The following is a 16172-nucleotide window of genomic DNA, read 5'->3' on the forward strand; positions in this document are numbered from 1 at the left end:
GGTTAGACCCACCACATCTCGCTCAGAGGTTCTTCAATGAGGACCTGGCGAAGATTGTGGACGGCTTTAGTAAAGCCTTCCTCAACGGACATCAGACCATCCTCGTGCTCAATACTCACTACATAATCGTAACCCACCAGGCGAAGAGCACTAATAATATCCGCCCATGTTTTGATATCATGTCCATAGCCGACAGTACGGAACTGCCAAGCGCGATCCAGCATATTCGAGTAATCCTGCATATCGGTCAAACCGTATTTATTCACATTAATCGGGTCAATCGTCGTATCCTTGGCATGAAAATGGTGAATGGCTCCCTCTCGGCCCAGAATTTGAACCGCCTGTACCGGATCAATACCCTGCCACCACATATGGCTCGGATCCAGATTGGCACCAATGACCTCCCCGACCGCTTCACGCAGACGAAGCAAGGTCGCTGGCGTATGAACGGAGAAGCCACCGTGCAACTCCAGCCCAATTTTGACATGATGATCTGCTGCGAATTTTCCGGCTTCGGTCCAGTAAGGGATAATTTTATTTTCCCATTGCCATTTTAGCACTTCCTGAAAATCATTCGGCCACGGCGCAACAGGCCAGTTCGGGTACTTCGCATCCTCATGATCACCCGGACAGCCGGAAAAGGTGTTCACAACGGGAACCTCCAGCTTTTCTGCCAAACGAACCGTTTTAAGAAACGCCTCGTGATCGGCCTGTGCCAAATGCTTTTGCGGATGGAGCGGGTTGCCATGACAACTGAGTGCGCTAATGGTCAGTCCACGGGACTCTACTGCTTTTTTGAAGTTTTTGAGCGCTGTTTCGTTGTCCAGCAGTTCATCCGGCTTGCAGTGTTTATCGCCCGGGTTACCGCCTGTGCCGATTTCTACTGCATCCAGTCCTTGGGATGCTACATAGTCCAAAGCCTCTTCCAGTGAACGTCCGCCGAACAATACCATAAATACTCCAAGTTTCAAACGTATTCCCTCCCTGTATTATATGTGAAAGAAGCTGCTTATCTTATAATGATGGCCTATTCAGGATGCTTGCGGGCTTAATCAAAATAGACGGCTTTTCCTGTACGCGCCGATTCATAGATAGCTTCTAAAATTTCAGTAACTACCAGCGCCTGTTCCGGCTTCACAAGCGGCTCTTTATCGTCCAGAATGGCTTCGATCCACAGACGGGCTTCGCGATCCGCTTCGTTTTCCGTTTCTCCAGAGTAAAAGGCTACACCGCCCGCATCCAGATCAATTTTCGTATCAAACAAGCGGCTGTTCTTCTCCCCGTTAATACGCAGACCGTCCTGCATATCGGCTCCGCCCTCAGTCCCGCATAACAGTGTCTTGGCTTCGCCAAATTCTACAACGTTCAGTGCCCAACTGGATTCCAATACAATAGTGGCTCCATTTTGCATGGTAATAAAACCAAAGGCAGAATCCTCCACCTTAAATTCCTCAGGGTTCCACGGTCCAAAGGCATTCGCCGCGTTTTTACGATCTCCGAGTTTATGGAAGGTTGAGCCCAGCACGCTTTTAGGCTTGTAATTATCCATCAGCCAGAGAGTCAGGTCGAGCGCATGCGTCCCAATATCAATAAGTGGACCGCCGCCCTGCTTATCCTCATCCAGAAATACTCCCCAAGTCGGAACCGCGCGGCGACGCAGAGCGATGGCTTTGCCTAGGTAAATCTCGCCAAGCTCTCCCTGCTCGACCAATTGTTTCAGGTACAAGCTGTCGTTACGATAACGGTTTTGATACGCAATGGACAGCTTTTTACCTGTACGTTTTGCGGCATCCAGCATTTCCCTAGCCTGCTCGGCGGTTTTGGCCATCGGCTTTTCGCACAGCACATGCTTACCTGCCTCAAGCGCAGCTACCGTAATTTCCGAGTGCGAGTCGTTGGGCGTACATACATGTACGACTTCAATGTCTTTATTTTCAAGCAGCTTCCGATAATCGCTAAAAACTTGTGAACCTTCAACACCAAATTTTTCTGCCGCTTCCTCAGCCCGTTCTTGAATAATGTCACAGAAAGCGACGATCTCTGCACGTTTTTGCTTGGCAAGACTAGGCAAATGCTTGCCGTTGGCAATCCCCCCACAACCAATAATTCCGATTTTGAGTGTTTTAGACATGAATATTTCCTCCCTGAGCTGCGTATTGTTGGAGCCACTTAAAGCTGGTTTCAATGCTTTCGATTGGAGGATTTGAGCTGAAATCCTGTTCCACAACAACCCAATCCACGCCTGCCTCAATAGCGGCGTCTGTAATGGCCTGAAGCTGCACTTCTCCTTTGCCAAGCTCTACGGTAACTGCTTTTTGCTGCTCGTCACGTGCCATATCCTTTAAGTGAATGATAGGCAGGCGTCCACGATAACGTCCGATGTATTCCACAGGATCATAGCCTCCGTAGTATACCCAACAAGTATCCATTTCGACCTGCAACAAATCAGCCGAAACCGCATCATATAACGCATCAAAAACCGGACGATCACCGATTTTTTCCGTCAGTTCAAAATCATGATTATGGTAAGCCAGAACTAAGCCATGTTCTTTCACTTTTTCACCAATACGATGCAAATTGGCAAAAAGCTCATCCCACTGGCGCTGCTCCTCGGTTAAATAAGGAACGATCAGGTACTTATTCCCTAATTCTTTGTGATAAGCGATCTCCTCATCCAAATGGTCCAACAGACGGGTATATTGAACATGGGTTCCGACAACTTCCAAACCTAGCTCATCCAAAAGTGCTTTTACATCCTTGGCACTACGTCCGAAAAAGGCATGAAATTCAACCCCTTTATAGCCCAGCTCAGCTACCTTGCGCAACGTACCTTCAAAATCCTGTTCAAGTTCTTCCCTTACTGTGTACAATTGCAATCCTACTTTAGCCATTGCCCTTCACCTCTTCAATTAGGATGGATGAATCGTTATATCTGTTCCATGATACAAATCCTCGTCTGGCTCAAATGTACTTTCCAACGTAATATGCTTACCTTCCAATGAGGAGCGCTGAAAAGCGTGCATAGCCTCTAATACATGATAGGCCAGTTCCACGTTAGCACGGTGGTTCTTTTCACTGCGAATGGCTCTCACCATCTCACCCGCACCTATTCCGCGTTCGTTCTTCCCACACTCAAATAAAGGTTCCACGAGCTCTGCGGTTTCCTCTCCAGATCGGCGAAGCTTGACATCTCCGTTAAAAAAGTTCGGATCAGGCAGGATTAAGGTTCCTTCCGTACCATAAATTTCAATACGCGGCAGATCCGACGCCCCCTGAATGTCAAAGCTGGCAATGAGCGTTACAATGGCTCCGTTATGGAAATCCATCGTTCCGGCCAAATGCGTTGGTGTCTGTACCCGCAGCGGTGTGCCGCTTTTGGGACCGGAATGTATGTAACGATCAGGAATCTGAATGCCCACTGAACTGCTGATTCGCCGGACCGGACCCAGCACATGGATCAGCGACGTCAAATAGTAAGGTCCCATGTCAAACATCGGACCGCCTCCAGCGGCATAGAAAAATTCCGGATCAGTATGCCACCACTCGGGACCTCTACCCATAAAAAAAGCAGTAGCGGCTACGGGCTGCCCAATCATTCCGTTTTGTATGGCATAGCGTGCAGTCTGAATACCCGCACCAAGAAATGTATCCGGGGCACAGCCGACACGCAGTTTTTTTGCCTTGGCTAGATCCAGAACGCGTTTACCATCCTCCAAGGAAACCGCCAAAGGCTTTTCACTGTACACATGCTTGCCTGCCTCCAGTATCGCCATATCTGTCAGTGCATGGCTGCCAGGCACGGTCAGATTAAAAACAAGCTCAATCTCGGGCTGACGAAGTAATTCATCTACATTGTATGCGTTTTCAATGTTAAATTCATCGGCCCTCGCTTCGGCCCTTTCCTCCAATAAATCAGCCACGGCCACCACTTCGATAAGCGGACTGTTTTGGAGATTTTCAAGATATACCGCGCTAATGTTACCGCAGCCTATAATACCGGCCTTCATTCGTTTCACTTCGTCACCCCCCCTGGCCTCCAACATGTTCTGTATTCTGCTATAAGCCTTACAGACACAATAGTATTCTATTTCCGTTTCGTTTAAAATGAATAATATGATTAAAACATGAACAATCTGGTCAATATTTGAAGCAGCCATATGCCCAAAGGAGTCATCATCATGTCTATCGTCGAGCCTTGTCAGGTTCTTACCGCAGGCTATTCCTTCCATCGTAAGCCCTTTTATTCGAACCAGCCTGAAGGGATCAAAAATTATTTGTTTCGTCTACAAACAGACGGACGCTGCCAGGCCCGCATTAACGGGGAAATGACACGGATTGAGGCGGGTGACCTGCTGCTGTTCAATCCTACCGAGCCTTATGAGCTGGACATTCACAGTGAGTTAAATCCCATGGGGGAACAGGTCGTGGAGAGCGGAGATTATCACATTTTTTTTGGAGGCTCCTGGGTAGATGAGTGGTGGCACCATCACAAACGGCCCAACCGCATCAAGGTCCAGCTTACCGAAGCACTGCTTGGCCTATTTCGGCAGCTTGTGATGGAGCAGCGGCGTATTTCTAATCCTTATCCGGAAATATCGAGCTATTACATGCGCATTCTTTGCCTGGAGTTTGACCGTATGCTATCCGAGCATCCGACTTCCACCCATCATAATTATCTCGCTTATCAGATTAAAAATTATATTGAAGAAAATGCTTCTTCCAATTTTAAGCTGGATGACGTGTCCTCACACATCGGCATCAGCGTATCCAGAGCTGTACATTTGTTCAAGGAAACATTTAATACGAGTATTATGCAGTACACACTGGATATCAGGCTCAACATGGCGAGGGAGCGCATTATTTTCAGCCCCATGTCTTTGGAACAGGCAGCCGAATCGTCCGGTTTTGCAAACTATACGTATTTTCACCGCGTATTTCGCTCCCGCTTCGGCATGTCGCCCAAGGAATTCAGAGGGATCCACCGCGAGCAATTGTAGTATTGGTAAAAATAAAACCTTGAGAGAGCCTTTCTTGGCTCCATCAAGGTTTTGTTTTGTTCCGATTTCAAAATTATACTTCTTATTTTTTCTGAGTCTACAAAATATCTACGGTGCAATCGTCAGCATCACTACTGACATCGGTGGCAGTGTAACATCCAAGCTCTGATCTTGCTGCTGGAAGGACGTGAAAGTTTCCGTTTTCACACGCTCCGGCTGATCAAATGTATTGTGTGCCTGCATATCGTCACTGGCGAGAACAACGCCGCTGATTTGCTTAACGTTTTCCAGCCCTCTCAGCTCCAGATTCAAGGAAGCCGCCTCGCCCGGATGGACGTTGCACAAACTTACATGAATATATCCGTCCTGCGCCTTGGAAGCGGACACACTCACCTGTGGAATGGAATCACCATCATATTCATAATTGCCTACGGTTACATGGGTAGCCAGCGCTTGTGCATCCTGATGCACCTTGAACATTTCAAATACATGGTATGTCGGCGTCAGTAGCATAGCAGGTCCTTCGGTCAGGACCATAGCCTGCAAAACGTTGACCATTTGAGCAATATTCGTCATTTGTACACGTTCATGATGATCGTGGAAAATGTGCAGGTGCAGCCCGGCTACAAGCGCATCGCGCATCGTATTTTGCTGATACAGGAAGCCCGGATTTGTACCCGGCTCGGTCATGAACCAGGTCCCCCATTCATCTACAATCATTCCTACCCGTTTACCAGGATCATATTGGTCCATAATAGCAGAATGGCGTGTAATCAATTCATCCATACGTAATGATTTTTTCATCGTCTCAAACCATTCCGCTTCATCAAAACCGAGTGCTTGCCCTTTCGCTTCCCAGGTACCCGGGACCGTGTAGTTATGCAGACTCAAGCCATCCATAAGATGCCCAGCTTCACGCATCAGCACTTCGGTCCAACGATAATCGTCCACATTGGCCCCGCCCGCAATCCGGTAGATACGGTTATCACCATAGTTGCGGACATACGTCTGATAACGACGATACAGATCGGCATAATATTCCGGACGCATATTGCCACCACAGCCCCAGTTTTCGTTACCTACGCCAAAATATTTAAGCTTCCATGGCTGCTCACGCCCGTTTTCCTGCCGCCATGCGGCCATTGGGGATTCCCCATCAAAGGTCATGTACTCTACCCACTCCGACATTTCCTGCACCGTGCCACTGCCAACATTCCCGCAAATATAAGGCTCAGCCTCTAACAGCTCACACAATTGGAAAAACTCATGGGTGCCAAAATGATTATTTTCAACCACACCGCCCCAATGCGTGTTGACCATTCTTTTGCGATTTTCCTTCGGCCCGATGCCGTCCTTCCAATGATATTCATCGGCAAAACAGCCTCCTGGCCAACGCAGCACAGGAATATTTAGCTTTTTAAGCGCTTCTACCACATCATTACGAATCCCGTCCGTATTTGGAATCGGGGAATCCTGTCCAACCCACAAACCTTCATAAATACATCGTCCAAGATGCTCGGCAAATTGTCCGTAAATATTTTTATTAATAACGCCTTGCTCCCAATCTGTATGCACAACAATAGAACCCTTCATGACAAGCCCTCCTCAAAAATAGTAAAGTTCATTGGACTATACACTTTAATGATTTCGCTTTCATAAAATTAAAAAAATATGGCTTATACCTGATCTCTTTTCCATCTCAACATTTACAATCATCCAATGTAACAGCTTGGATAGTTAATATAAATATTAATAATTAAACAAAAATATTTTACATGTTTAATATATTTTATTGCCTTCTATTTGTCAATCGTTAACCCATAGCTCCACCCAAACCAAAAAGTCTGCCCTCAAGGCAGACCATGGTATGACCACTTTAGCGCGTGATCACAGAAACAGCCGCATGTTCAGTGAAGTCTGAGCCTACTTCATTTCAAGGATGTCCCTTGCCAGCGAGAACCGTTATAGCCGGGACAATTTTGATTGACTGCCAGAGCGCGTACACGGACAATACTTCCGCTGATGCTGCACGTATGCCCACCCATTAACTCATCACATTGCGAACAAGCTAACAGTCTGGCCTCGTACACATTATCGGTCACACATTCCATTCCCGGCCTCATGTTGTTTATAATTCTGGTAATTTGCTCTTCCGAAATAGCGGTGTCCCTTTCACACCCTTTACAGGTGTTTGGTGCGGTTATACCTTCCATCATCAGCTTACCCTCTCTTTCAAACAACGTCCTGAGTACATGCGGGTGGAGGACCTTATTTCCGTTCCGGCGGGAGCTGGGTAGCCGCTTCAGATACGACCATCGCCAAGTCCTCATTTCCGAACATGGACAGCACTCCTAATACTGTGTCTAGCGGAATATCTCCCGCTTCTTCACGCGATACGGTCAGCTTGCGCACTCGCAGCAAACGCTCATTGCTATCCTGCTGCGGATAAGCTGCATGATACAGTTCCTCTGGCTCCAGCCCGTGATTGATGCACCATTGCGCAAACACAAGGATCATCATATCCTCTTCCTGCTTATAATTTTCGATGATAGCCTCTTCTAACTGTTTACCGCTGTTGTGCTCTTCCATTCGTTCATTTCTCCTTCAATCTATTTCTCGATGTCTGGACTGCCTTGATGGCTGTCGTTCCTTCTGTGTTAGTCATTCAAACGGCTAATGAGTTCGTCCGCCAACATATGACTTTCCAGCACCCTGCCAGCACGCACACTGCACTCCTCTGGACGATGAATATGCTCCAGAAAATGATTTACCACTCCAGTGAATCCTCGTCTTTCCAGAATTGTGTCCCAGCTTCCAAAAGATTGTGACAATGACGGCTTATTTTTTTGCATAAAAATAGCCTGTTCCATGTTGGTCACCTCGACGGAACGACCTGCCCCATGCAGCTCCAGCCTCTCAATGTCAGCCCCTGCCTGTCTGTTCATACTGTAGCTACCAGAGGCATTTCCCAAACGTACCGACCCGAATGCAGCGTTCATATATCCTTCACTCGTCGTGTCCAGACTGCTATGCAGCAGTTCATAATCATCGCCACCCAGCCACAATAGCAGATCGAGCATATGAATCAAATCATCATAAACCGTCTGTGCCGCAAGTCTCGGATCATATCCCGTCCGATGCTTGATCGCTGCGCATTGGCTGAAGCCTCCTGCTTCCTCCAGCCACGCTTTAGCAGCTACATAATGCGGGGCAAAACGTCGGTTAAAGCCGACCGCCAGCAGCACAGCCTGTGCCTCCGCAAACGCGGTCATTTCCAAATTATGGCGCACATCATAGGACAGCGGTTTATCCACATACACCGCAACACCTTTTTCAATACACGCCATAACCAGATCAAAATGGGCTTCGGTCGCAGCATGTATGAATACAGCCTCCGGCTCCCATGCCAGCATTTCCTTCACATCCGTCGTTCCTCTCGGCAGCCTGTATTGCTCCATAATGGAACTAACCGGCTCCTGCGAACGGTTCATGACACCTACAATATCTACACCTTCGTGCGCAGTCAGCAGCGGCAAATACACTTTGCGGGCAATGCCGCCCAGACCTGCAATAACCACTCTTGTTTTCGTTTGCTTATTCATATCATACCCACCTCTGATGACTCATTTCTTCTGTTGTCTAGTTTACATGGAAGTCCGCTGACAAGCAAAGAAAAGAGGCTGCCCCCGATCCAGTTAGACCTGACGGGACAGCCTCTATGCATGAGCGTCCAGCTTCAGCTACGATGATTTCAGTGTGCTTAGCTTAGGCGTGCAGCGCTTGTTTTCTTGTTTTTTCACTTTTTATTTTTTTAACACGCATTCCAATGGCTACGACCAGAACAACGACTAGAACTTCAAATCCGTATTTGACGACCCCATTCGTGAACCAATGTGCAATCAGCGGCTCGGCCACTACCATTTTGGCAGCAGTATAGGCCAGTACAGCAGCTCCAATTGTAATGACCATCGGAAAACGTTCGGTCAGCTTCAAGATAATTGTACTGCCCCATACCATAATCGGAACAGAAATCGCCAGTCCCAAAATAACAAGCAACATATTTCCATGAGCTGCTCCCGCAACGGCAAGTACATTGTCGAGCCCCATCATGGTGTCAGCAATAATAATGGTACGAATCGCGGCCCACATTTGATTGGTTGCAGAGATTTCATGTTTTTTCTCCTCAACCAGCAGCTTGTAAGCAATGTAGATGAGCGCAAGCCCCCCGATTAAACGTAAGCCGTAAATTTCCAGTAAGTACGTGACCAGCAAAGTAGCGATAACACGAATGACAACCGCGCCGACCGTCCCCCAAATAATGACCTTTTTTTGATTGGCCTTCTCGACATTACGGGCTGCCAGACCAATCACAATCGCATTGTCACCAGCCAGCACCAAATCAATGATAATGATTGATAATAGCGCGGTTAAAAACTCGATTGACAAAAAATCCATACGTTTCTCCCACCTTCTTTATTTATTTGTTATACTGTACATAGTTCTGCGCTTTATACTAAAAAAGCGCCATTTCACGGAATCCGGAAACGGCGCTTGACCCAAATTTAGCATCAAAAAAAGACCATTTACCCGGATTCCAAAAATCCTGGCAAAGGTCTCGCTTACAACATTACGTTGCCAATAAAGCCGGGGATTTAAAAAATCCCGTAATGACGACTTTACTCGTTGAGCTACTCCCCTTTGGGAACTATTCTGTTAGTGGCAGTATAGCACACATTATTGGGAATGTGAACCCTATTTTTTTCTGTATAAGCGACAAGCCGAACAGGGATATTGAAAGAGGTATGTAAATGAAAAAATGGCTATTCGCTACGGCTTATGTTTCGCTGCTCTGCATCGCGTTTATCTACAAAGATGATTGGCTCGCCTGGGCGAACAAGCAAACCTCATTTCCAGTTCTGCTGCTGCTCGCATTTCTATTCGCGTTAATTCCATTTGTGCCTTACAAGCTGATTATCGCTTCCATTGCTTATGCAGCAGGTGCCTGGCAAGGCGCTCTGATCTGCTGGCTTGGCACTACATTCGCTGCGCTGGTCGTTTACGGCGCGGTCCGTATTCTCTTCCGTGACAAAGGACAGGCTTATCTGGAGCGAATTCAAGCGTTGGAGCGCTTGAACCGGGTCATGGAGCGAGAACCTTTTGCTGCTGTGCTGTTGGCCCGCCTGATTCCGATCATCCCGCAGGCAGCGGTGAATGTATATGCCGGGGTCGCAGGCTTTCCGTTCTGGAGCTTTATGCTGGGTACGGCGATTGGCAAGCTTCCTGCAATTGCGGTATACGCTTATGCAGGCGGGGCTATTGCCGAACGTCCGGTCACTGGCTTGCTCATTTTGCTGCTGTATACAGCACTGGTGGGCGGTGGCTTTGTGCTTTACCGCAAAAAGATTCAACGTGTTAATAAATCATAGCTTCTGTGAGCCTGCCGCTAGATCAGTAAGGATGAAGGTTGGCGGTGGCTTTTAGTCCAAAGAAATTTGCAAAGCTGGTTTGTTTCTGTCGTTCCATTGGATTTTGCGAACATGTCGTATATAATTTAATTGTAAGCTATTTAAATCAGGATTTCGCAAAATTTCGATTCCAGTCTCTCTAGTGCAATATTATATACGAACTAGACATTTCGATCTATATATTGTTCATTGAAAGTCGCTTATTGGATTTTTGCAAAATCCTCAAATAACAACTAATTGAAACTTTCTCAGAATGGAGTGACAAATATGAGCACCAACAATCCAAACACCGTGGAGAAGGCAACTTTTGCAGGCGGCTGCTTCTGGTGCATGGTTTCCCCCTTCGAGGAACTACCCGGCATTTTAAAGGTAAGATCCGGTTACACAGGAGGACATACGGAAAACCCGACCTATGAAGAGGTATGTTCCGAAACAACGGGACATGTAGAAGCAGTACAGATTACATTTGATCCGCAAATCTTCCCATATGAAAAATTATTAGAGCTGTTCTGGCAACAGATTGATCCGACGGATGAAGGTGGACAATTCCACGATAGAGGTTCATCCTACCAAACAGCTATTTTCTATCATAACGAAGAACAAAGAATCAAGGCAGAAGCTTCCAAAAAAGCGCTGGGTGAAAGCGGCCGTTTTGACAAGCCCATTGCTACACCGATTCTGCCTGCGGCAACCTTTTATGAAGCGGAAGAATACCATCAGGACTATCATAAGAAGAATCCCGCCCATTACAAGCGCTACCGTAAAGGTTCTGGACGTGAAGATTTTATTGAGCAAAATTGGTTAGGTAAAATCGATAAATCTGATTTGAAAGAGCGACTGACACCTATTCAATATGAAGTAACACAAAAGAACGCGACCGAGCGCCCTTTTCAAAATGAGTTTTGGGACCATGAGGGTGAAGGTATTTATGTGGATATCGTATCGGGAGAGCCTTTGTTCAGCTCGCTTGATAAATATGATGCAGGGTGTGGTTGGCCCAGCTTCACTCGTCCGTTACGCAGCTATAATGTCAAAGAAAAAACAGACCTCAGCCACTTTATGATTCGTACCGAGGTCCGCAGTCGCGAAGCCGACTCCCATTTGGGACACGTATTTGATGATGGCCCGGGTCCAGATAGCCTGCGCTATTGTATTAATTCCGCCGCTCTCCGTTTTGTGCCTCAGGAAGACTTGGAACGTGAAGGCTATGGAGCCTATAAGTCATTATTTGAAAAGTAAGTAGACTTCAAAAACATTTTAGGCTGGCCCAGAAATCATCTTTCGCAGATGGCTTCGGGTCAGCCTTTTTTGAATTAAACTGGTGAATTCAGTTTCCGGCTCAGCCCATAATCCATCCAAGCCAGATTGCGAGCGGCACCAATAGCAATTGTGCAAGCAAGGTACCTCCCAGACGCGAAATGATCATCCAGCCGTACATACTGTTCATACGATTTAAGGGCAGCTCCCCGCGCAGCGTTTTTTCAGACAATACCGCCAATCTGGGATCAATTAGCAAAGTTAGCAGTACCGTTGCCATACCATTGATTAGACCCGATGACATAGACATTGCTGTACCCTGAGCGGGCCACAGGAATGATGCGTATAAAGCAGACACCACTCCAGTCGTATATATCGCGGTCACAGTCATATTCAGAGTAATCAGACGCTTTGGGATCGCTCCCTTGAACAGCGAGGTGAGCATGGACCAGGTTGGGCGCTTCATGTAGTAGCCTGCATGCTTCCAGCGGTTGCGCACCATTAAATGACGCACCAATGCCGGAATAGACCCAGTATGCTCCAGATGCACAATCCATCTGGCCGACATGCGTACCACCGTCGGATACAAAATTATAGCGATCATGGTTCCAACGGTTGCTGCCAGTAGGACCCCGTGCATATACAGCTCCAGTCTAACATCAGCCCCACCCGCTCGCATGGCGGCCTTAGCCTGATCGACCATACCTCCGAGTAAAGGTCCCTGCGCCATATTAGAGGTGCGCGAAACCAACAGCAGCATGCCCGCTACGGTTAAGGCCAATCCAATTCGACGCGCTCGCAAACCGCCAAGACGTAGGGCATAGGTCAAGCTGTCTGTAGTATGTATAATGATGGTTAGCATAAAGACGAAACTCCAGGCAAGCAATTGCTCCACTCCTTTTCAGGTATTCTGCACACCATTATACGCTTTTTCACCAAATACATTTTACAATATATTCATTTCTTTGATTTCCGTTTGTTTAAGTGGACAGCGGGTAATACATACTACATCATCTGCTATAAGGAGTGTTGGGTATGCCTTGGACCAAACATGATTACCCCCCATCTATGAAAAATCTGGAGCCGCGTGTGCGGGAAAAAGCCGTTGATATTGCTAACGCACTACTTCGTGACGGCTACGAAGAAGGACGTTCCATTGCGATTGCAACCTCTCAAGCCGAGGAATGGGACGATAATCACCCAACTGAACGAGACGGGAAACAGAAAAAACATGAGCAACAACATTCAAGTAGAAACGGGAAAAACATGAATTCTGCTTCTTCGGAGCCTCAGGAGCCTATTCATGTCGTGCCACATGAGTATGGCTGGGTTATTAAGGAAGAAGGGCATGATAAACCTGCTTCCACTTTCCGGCACAAAAATGAAGCGGTGAACGAGGCTCAAAAATTAGTAAACCGCCAGCAGATTTCGGCGATTATTCATGACCAAAACGGACGCATTCATTCTACTTTAAAACCTTCCTGCTGAAGCATGGATACAGCGAAAGGGTGTCACGCAGGAAGATTTCTCTTCTAACGTAACACCCTTTCCTTATTGACGAAGGCTGTGGACGATCGGCACTGTTTTGGCAACTACCTTTTGGGCTGGAATAGCCGCAGGCAGTACCTTTTTCACAGGTCGGTGTAGTTGGAACGTTGTCGTCCATGTAATTATTTTTCCGGCGAGCCACACAGCCAGTATGGTAAACATTGTTTCCTTCACAGGCAGATACAACAGCGATAATCCTAATACGATGATGTCACTAACGATAAACACGTTACCGATTTTCCATCCACGCCACTCGCTGATCAGCAGGGATAAAATATCATCGCCCCCGGTTGCTCCACCAAATCGCAGTACGATCCCGGCTCCCAAGCCTGTAAGCACTCCGCAAAGCAGAGCCGCTACCAGCAAGTTGCCGTGCAGATCTATAACCAGCGTCGAATACTTTTCAAATCCTGCATAAAACAGGGAAAAGGCGACCGCCCCGATTAATGCCAGCAGCATGAATCTTCTGCCCTTCAGTACCCAGGCCAATAATATGACGGGGATATCAAGCAGCAGCATACTCCAAGCCGGAGACACGCCAAATGCGTAATGTCCCAGCAGAGCCAGGCCCGCAAATCCGCCTTCTGACAAATGATTTTGAGCATTGATGTGATAATACGTAAAAGCTAAAATGCATGTTCCGAGCAGCATGACAGCAATCTGCCTTAATGCTCCATTGTTCACGATAGATTCGTAAGTTTTCCTCATACAGGCTCCCTCGGTTTCTCGTAAGTTTGATGTGGATGAACCCACTCTTACGGAAGCTACCGGGTAAGATGTGCCTGGAGGACTTGGTCCTTCGCATGTACAATCCCCTCTTCCGCAGAGTTGGCTTTCGCAACTTGACGTTACTCCGCGGAAAAGCTAAGTATAAGACAGATCAAATCGTTTCCAAATCGTCCTTTGGGGAAGTATCCTTCGGGGACACATGGTATCCTGATCCTTTCTTTTGTGGAATAAAACTCCGACATTTCTGTGGTACATGTAATTCTATTATTTATTATACCACACCTTACCACCTGCTAAACAGCTTGCTTTTTATGCCGCACCATATTTTTATTTTATGCGTGAGCATGCTTTATTGTATGTGCGAATAACCGCATTATACCGAAGGTTTGGCGAATGCACATAGAATGTGTTTATAGCTTGGTTATGCAGGTTTTCAGTGATACTATCCGGCTAATTTGACTGTTCTGCGCTGGTTGGCCATAAAGACCCCTCCGAGTATGAGGATCAGCCCGGTCAGAACGTTCCAGCCGATGTGTTCATCCAGAAGCAAAAAGCCCCATACGATAGCGCTCACCGGTACAAAATAAGTCACCGAGGAGGCAAATTCCGGACTTCCCCGCAAAATCATATAATTGAACAAAATATAAGCTACTCCCGATCCCAAAACCCCCAGCCCTATAAGGGAACCCAACACACCAGGGATGAAGACGACCGACAGATCAGGTCGATCCACAATTGCCGTCATGATGCCGCCCCCTGCCGCCGCACCCAATAGTGTCGCAAAGGTTGCCTGATACATCGACAGATTGGATAAAAACCGTTTGGACAACTGCGTTCCGAAGCCATAGCAGAGAGTCGCAAGCAGCATACATCCAAAGCCGACGGGGTCGACAGAAATAATGGATACAGGATTAATACCCAGTAAAATAACGATTCCTACAAAAGCGAGTCCCATTCCAAACCACTGCATTCGATGAAAGATAGCTCCGAACAAGACAAGTCCGACCAACATGGTCCAGATTGGCGTGGTGGCATTCAATACGGAAGCCATACTGCTAGCAATTCTGGTCTCGCTAAAACTAATCAAGGCCCATGGCAAAACCATGTTCACCAGAGCTACGAGAATAACCGATTTCCATGGAATACTTCTGAATTCAAATGGCTTGCGCATAAGCAGCATCAACAAAACAATAAAAATGAGGCCAAAGCTGGAACGAAGAAATACAATAGTCCAAGGCCCTACGTGATGAAGCAATAATACCTTGATAAACAAAAAAGATCCGCCCCAAATGAGGCTTAGCATCAAAAGCGCCGCATATAACGAGCGTGACAATATGTATACCTTCTTTCTTTCCAATAATTGATGATTGCTTTGGCAAAGGAATAATTTCTATGATGAAGTATAAAAAGAACATTTGTTCTGTATGCTGATTATAATTGTATTCCTGCTATGAGTAAAGGAGATTTCTTATGAAAAAGATACTGGACAACAAGAATAAGGCCCCACTGCCTTCCGAGGAAGACGCAGGGCTGATCAAAACTTGTGTACTTCTGACCCTCGTGCTGGATGTGCTGGAGCGGGACATTCGCATTCTGAATGCCTCTGCCTTAAAAATGCCCGATCTGTACGTTCGCAGCCTGACCGGGGTGCAACAGCGTGTAGCTGTTCAATTGGCGGAGACAAAGGCGCGAATGAAAAGGCAGGGAGTTAAAATATACAAGGAAACTCGGAATCACGAAGGCGTGGAGGTTCTGTATGTATGCCGTGGCTACCAAAAGCGGTTTTTCATGCTTTCCTCCTTTGCACGCAGCGAGGTTCGACGAGAATTGGGACATTATTTAGGAATTGATGTGACCCAAAGCCACTCGACTGTGTAGTCTCGTTTACAATCCTTGTACGATGAGTTTTCCGCGTACCGTTGCTTGTGCGAGCACCTCTTTCTCGTCTATTGTTAGCAACTGTCTTCCGCGCATTAGCACACACCCATTCACAATGGTCGTATCAACATCCGCGCCGTTTACACTGTAAGCAAGCAGTGACTCTATCTGGTGTATTGGCTGTAAATGCGGCTTTTGCATATCTATCAGAATGTATCCATTATCCGGGTGCTTAACAGGAGCAATCATCCCTTTTTCCTCATAGAATCGTATCATGCGTGCAGATATATGTAATTGA

The 16172-nt window shown here is 47.0% G+C and carries 18 protein-coding genes; 5 read left to right on the forward strand and 13 right to left on the reverse strand.

Annotated elements, in window-relative coordinates; translation table 11 throughout:
- Positions 1–2: 2 nt before the first annotated feature.
- The 4 genes from QD47_RS17225 to QD47_RS17240 form a co-directional block, all read right to left on the reverse strand.
- Positions 3–971, reverse strand: a complete 969-nt coding sequence (locus QD47_RS17225) for a sugar phosphate isomerase/epimerase family protein (RefSeq protein WP_044647283.1) — start codon at positions 969–971, stop codon at positions 3–5.
- Positions 972–1048: 77 nt separating this feature from the next.
- Positions 1049–2131 (reverse strand): Gfo/Idh/MocA family protein, encoded by a 1083-nt coding sequence (locus QD47_RS17230; RefSeq protein ID WP_044647284.1) that lies wholly within the window; start codon positions 2129–2131, stop codon positions 1049–1051.
- Positions 2124–2891, reverse strand: a complete 768-nt coding sequence (locus tag QD47_RS17235) for a sugar phosphate isomerase/epimerase family protein (protein WP_044647285.1) — start codon at positions 2889–2891, stop codon at positions 2124–2126. Before QD47_RS17235 ends, QD47_RS17230 begins: the two co-directional genes overlap by 8 nt.
- Before the next feature lie 18 nt (positions 2892–2909).
- On the reverse strand, positions 2910–4016 hold the full coding sequence (locus QD47_RS17240) for a Gfo/Idh/MocA family protein (protein ID WP_044647286.1): 1107 nt from the start codon (positions 4014–4016) through the stop codon (positions 2910–2912).
- A 162-nt stretch (positions 4017–4178) separates the two neighbouring features.
- On the opposite strand from QD47_RS17240, the gene QD47_RS17245 reads away from it, so the two are divergent.
- Positions 4179–4997 (forward strand): AraC family transcriptional regulator, encoded by an 819-nt coding sequence (locus QD47_RS17245; protein WP_044647287.1) that lies wholly within the window; start codon positions 4179–4181, stop codon positions 4995–4997.
- 108 nt (positions 4998–5105) lie between these two features.
- Here the strand turns inward: QD47_RS17245 and QD47_RS17250 are convergent, their stop codons facing one another.
- The 5 genes from QD47_RS17250 to QD47_RS17270 form a co-directional block, all read right to left on the reverse strand.
- Positions 5106–6590, reverse strand: coding sequence for an alpha-N-arabinofuranosidase (locus tag QD47_RS17250; RefSeq protein ID WP_044647288.1), 1485 nt, complete (start codon positions 6588–6590; stop codon positions 5106–5108).
- Between the two features lie 335 nt (positions 6591–6925).
- Entirely contained in the window at positions 6926–7210 is a 285-nt protein-coding gene (locus QD47_RS17255) for a hypothetical protein (RefSeq protein WP_044647318.1), read from the reverse strand.
- A gap of 55 nt (positions 7211–7265) precedes the next feature.
- Complete coding sequence (locus QD47_RS17260) at positions 7266–7586, reverse strand: hypothetical protein (protein ID WP_044647289.1); 321 nt, start codon at positions 7584–7586, stop codon at positions 7266–7268.
- A gap of 68 nt (positions 7587–7654) precedes the next feature.
- On the reverse strand, positions 7655–8599 hold the full coding sequence (locus QD47_RS17265) for a Gfo/Idh/MocA family protein (RefSeq protein ID WP_044647290.1): 945 nt from the start codon (positions 8597–8599) through the stop codon (positions 7655–7657).
- 163 nt (positions 8600–8762) lie between these two features.
- A complete protein-coding gene (locus QD47_RS17270; RefSeq protein ID WP_044647291.1) occupies positions 8763–9452 on the reverse strand; it encodes a TerC family protein in 690 nt (229 codons plus the stop codon).
- Between the two features lie 353 nt (positions 9453–9805).
- Here QD47_RS17270 and QD47_RS17275 point away from each other — a divergent pair, with 353 nt between their 5' ends.
- A complete protein-coding gene (locus QD47_RS17275; RefSeq protein WP_044647292.1) occupies positions 9806–10423 on the forward strand; it encodes a TVP38/TMEM64 family protein in 618 nt (205 codons plus the stop codon).
- A gap of 306 nt (positions 10424–10729) precedes the next feature.
- Positions 10730–11701: a peptide-methionine (S)-S-oxide reductase MsrA gene (msrA, locus tag QD47_RS17280; protein ID WP_044647293.1), complete on the forward strand. Its 972-nt coding sequence runs from the start codon at positions 10730–10732 to the stop codon at positions 11699–11701.
- A gap of 100 nt (positions 11702–11801) precedes the next feature.
- Here msrA and QD47_RS17285 read toward each other — a convergent pair whose 3' ends face one another.
- A complete protein-coding gene (locus QD47_RS17285) occupies positions 11802–12605 on the reverse strand; it encodes a lipid II flippase Amj family protein (RefSeq protein ID WP_044647294.1) in 804 nt (267 codons plus the stop codon).
- A 149-nt stretch (positions 12606–12754) separates the two neighbouring features.
- Here QD47_RS17285 and QD47_RS17290 point away from each other — a divergent pair, with 149 nt between their 5' ends.
- Complete coding sequence (locus QD47_RS17290; RefSeq protein WP_044647295.1) at positions 12755–13207, forward strand: DUF2188 domain-containing protein; 453 nt, start codon at positions 12755–12757, stop codon at positions 13205–13207.
- 63 nt (positions 13208–13270) lie between these two features.
- On the opposite strand, the gene QD47_RS17295 is transcribed toward QD47_RS17290, so the two are convergent.
- Complete coding sequence (locus QD47_RS17295; protein WP_044647296.1) at positions 13271–13975, reverse strand: YitT family protein; 705 nt, start codon at positions 13973–13975, stop codon at positions 13271–13273.
- Positions 13976–14438: 463 nt separating this feature from the next.
- Complete coding sequence (locus QD47_RS17300) at positions 14439–15329, reverse strand: DMT family transporter (protein WP_044647297.1); 891 nt, start codon at positions 15327–15329, stop codon at positions 14439–14441.
- A gap of 137 nt (positions 15330–15466) precedes the next feature.
- On the opposite strand from QD47_RS17300, the gene QD47_RS17305 reads away from it, so the two are divergent.
- Positions 15467–15874 (forward strand): hypothetical protein, encoded by a 408-nt coding sequence (locus QD47_RS17305; RefSeq protein ID WP_044647298.1) that lies wholly within the window; start codon positions 15467–15469, stop codon positions 15872–15874.
- 6 nt (positions 15875–15880) lie between these two features.
- Here the strand turns inward: QD47_RS17305 and QD47_RS17310 are convergent, their stop codons facing one another.
- The gene (locus tag QD47_RS17310; RefSeq protein WP_412177983.1) at positions 15881–16162 is read right to left on the reverse strand and encodes a hypothetical protein; all 282 of its coding nucleotides are present in this window, start codon (positions 16160–16162) and stop codon (positions 15881–15883) included.
- Between the last annotated feature and the right edge of the window lie 10 nt (positions 16163–16172).

Origin of the sequence: Paenibacillus terrae, assembly GCF_000943545.1 — a bacterium.
GTDB classification, from domain to species: Bacteria; Bacillota; Bacilli; order Paenibacillales; family Paenibacillaceae; genus Paenibacillus; species Paenibacillus terrae_A.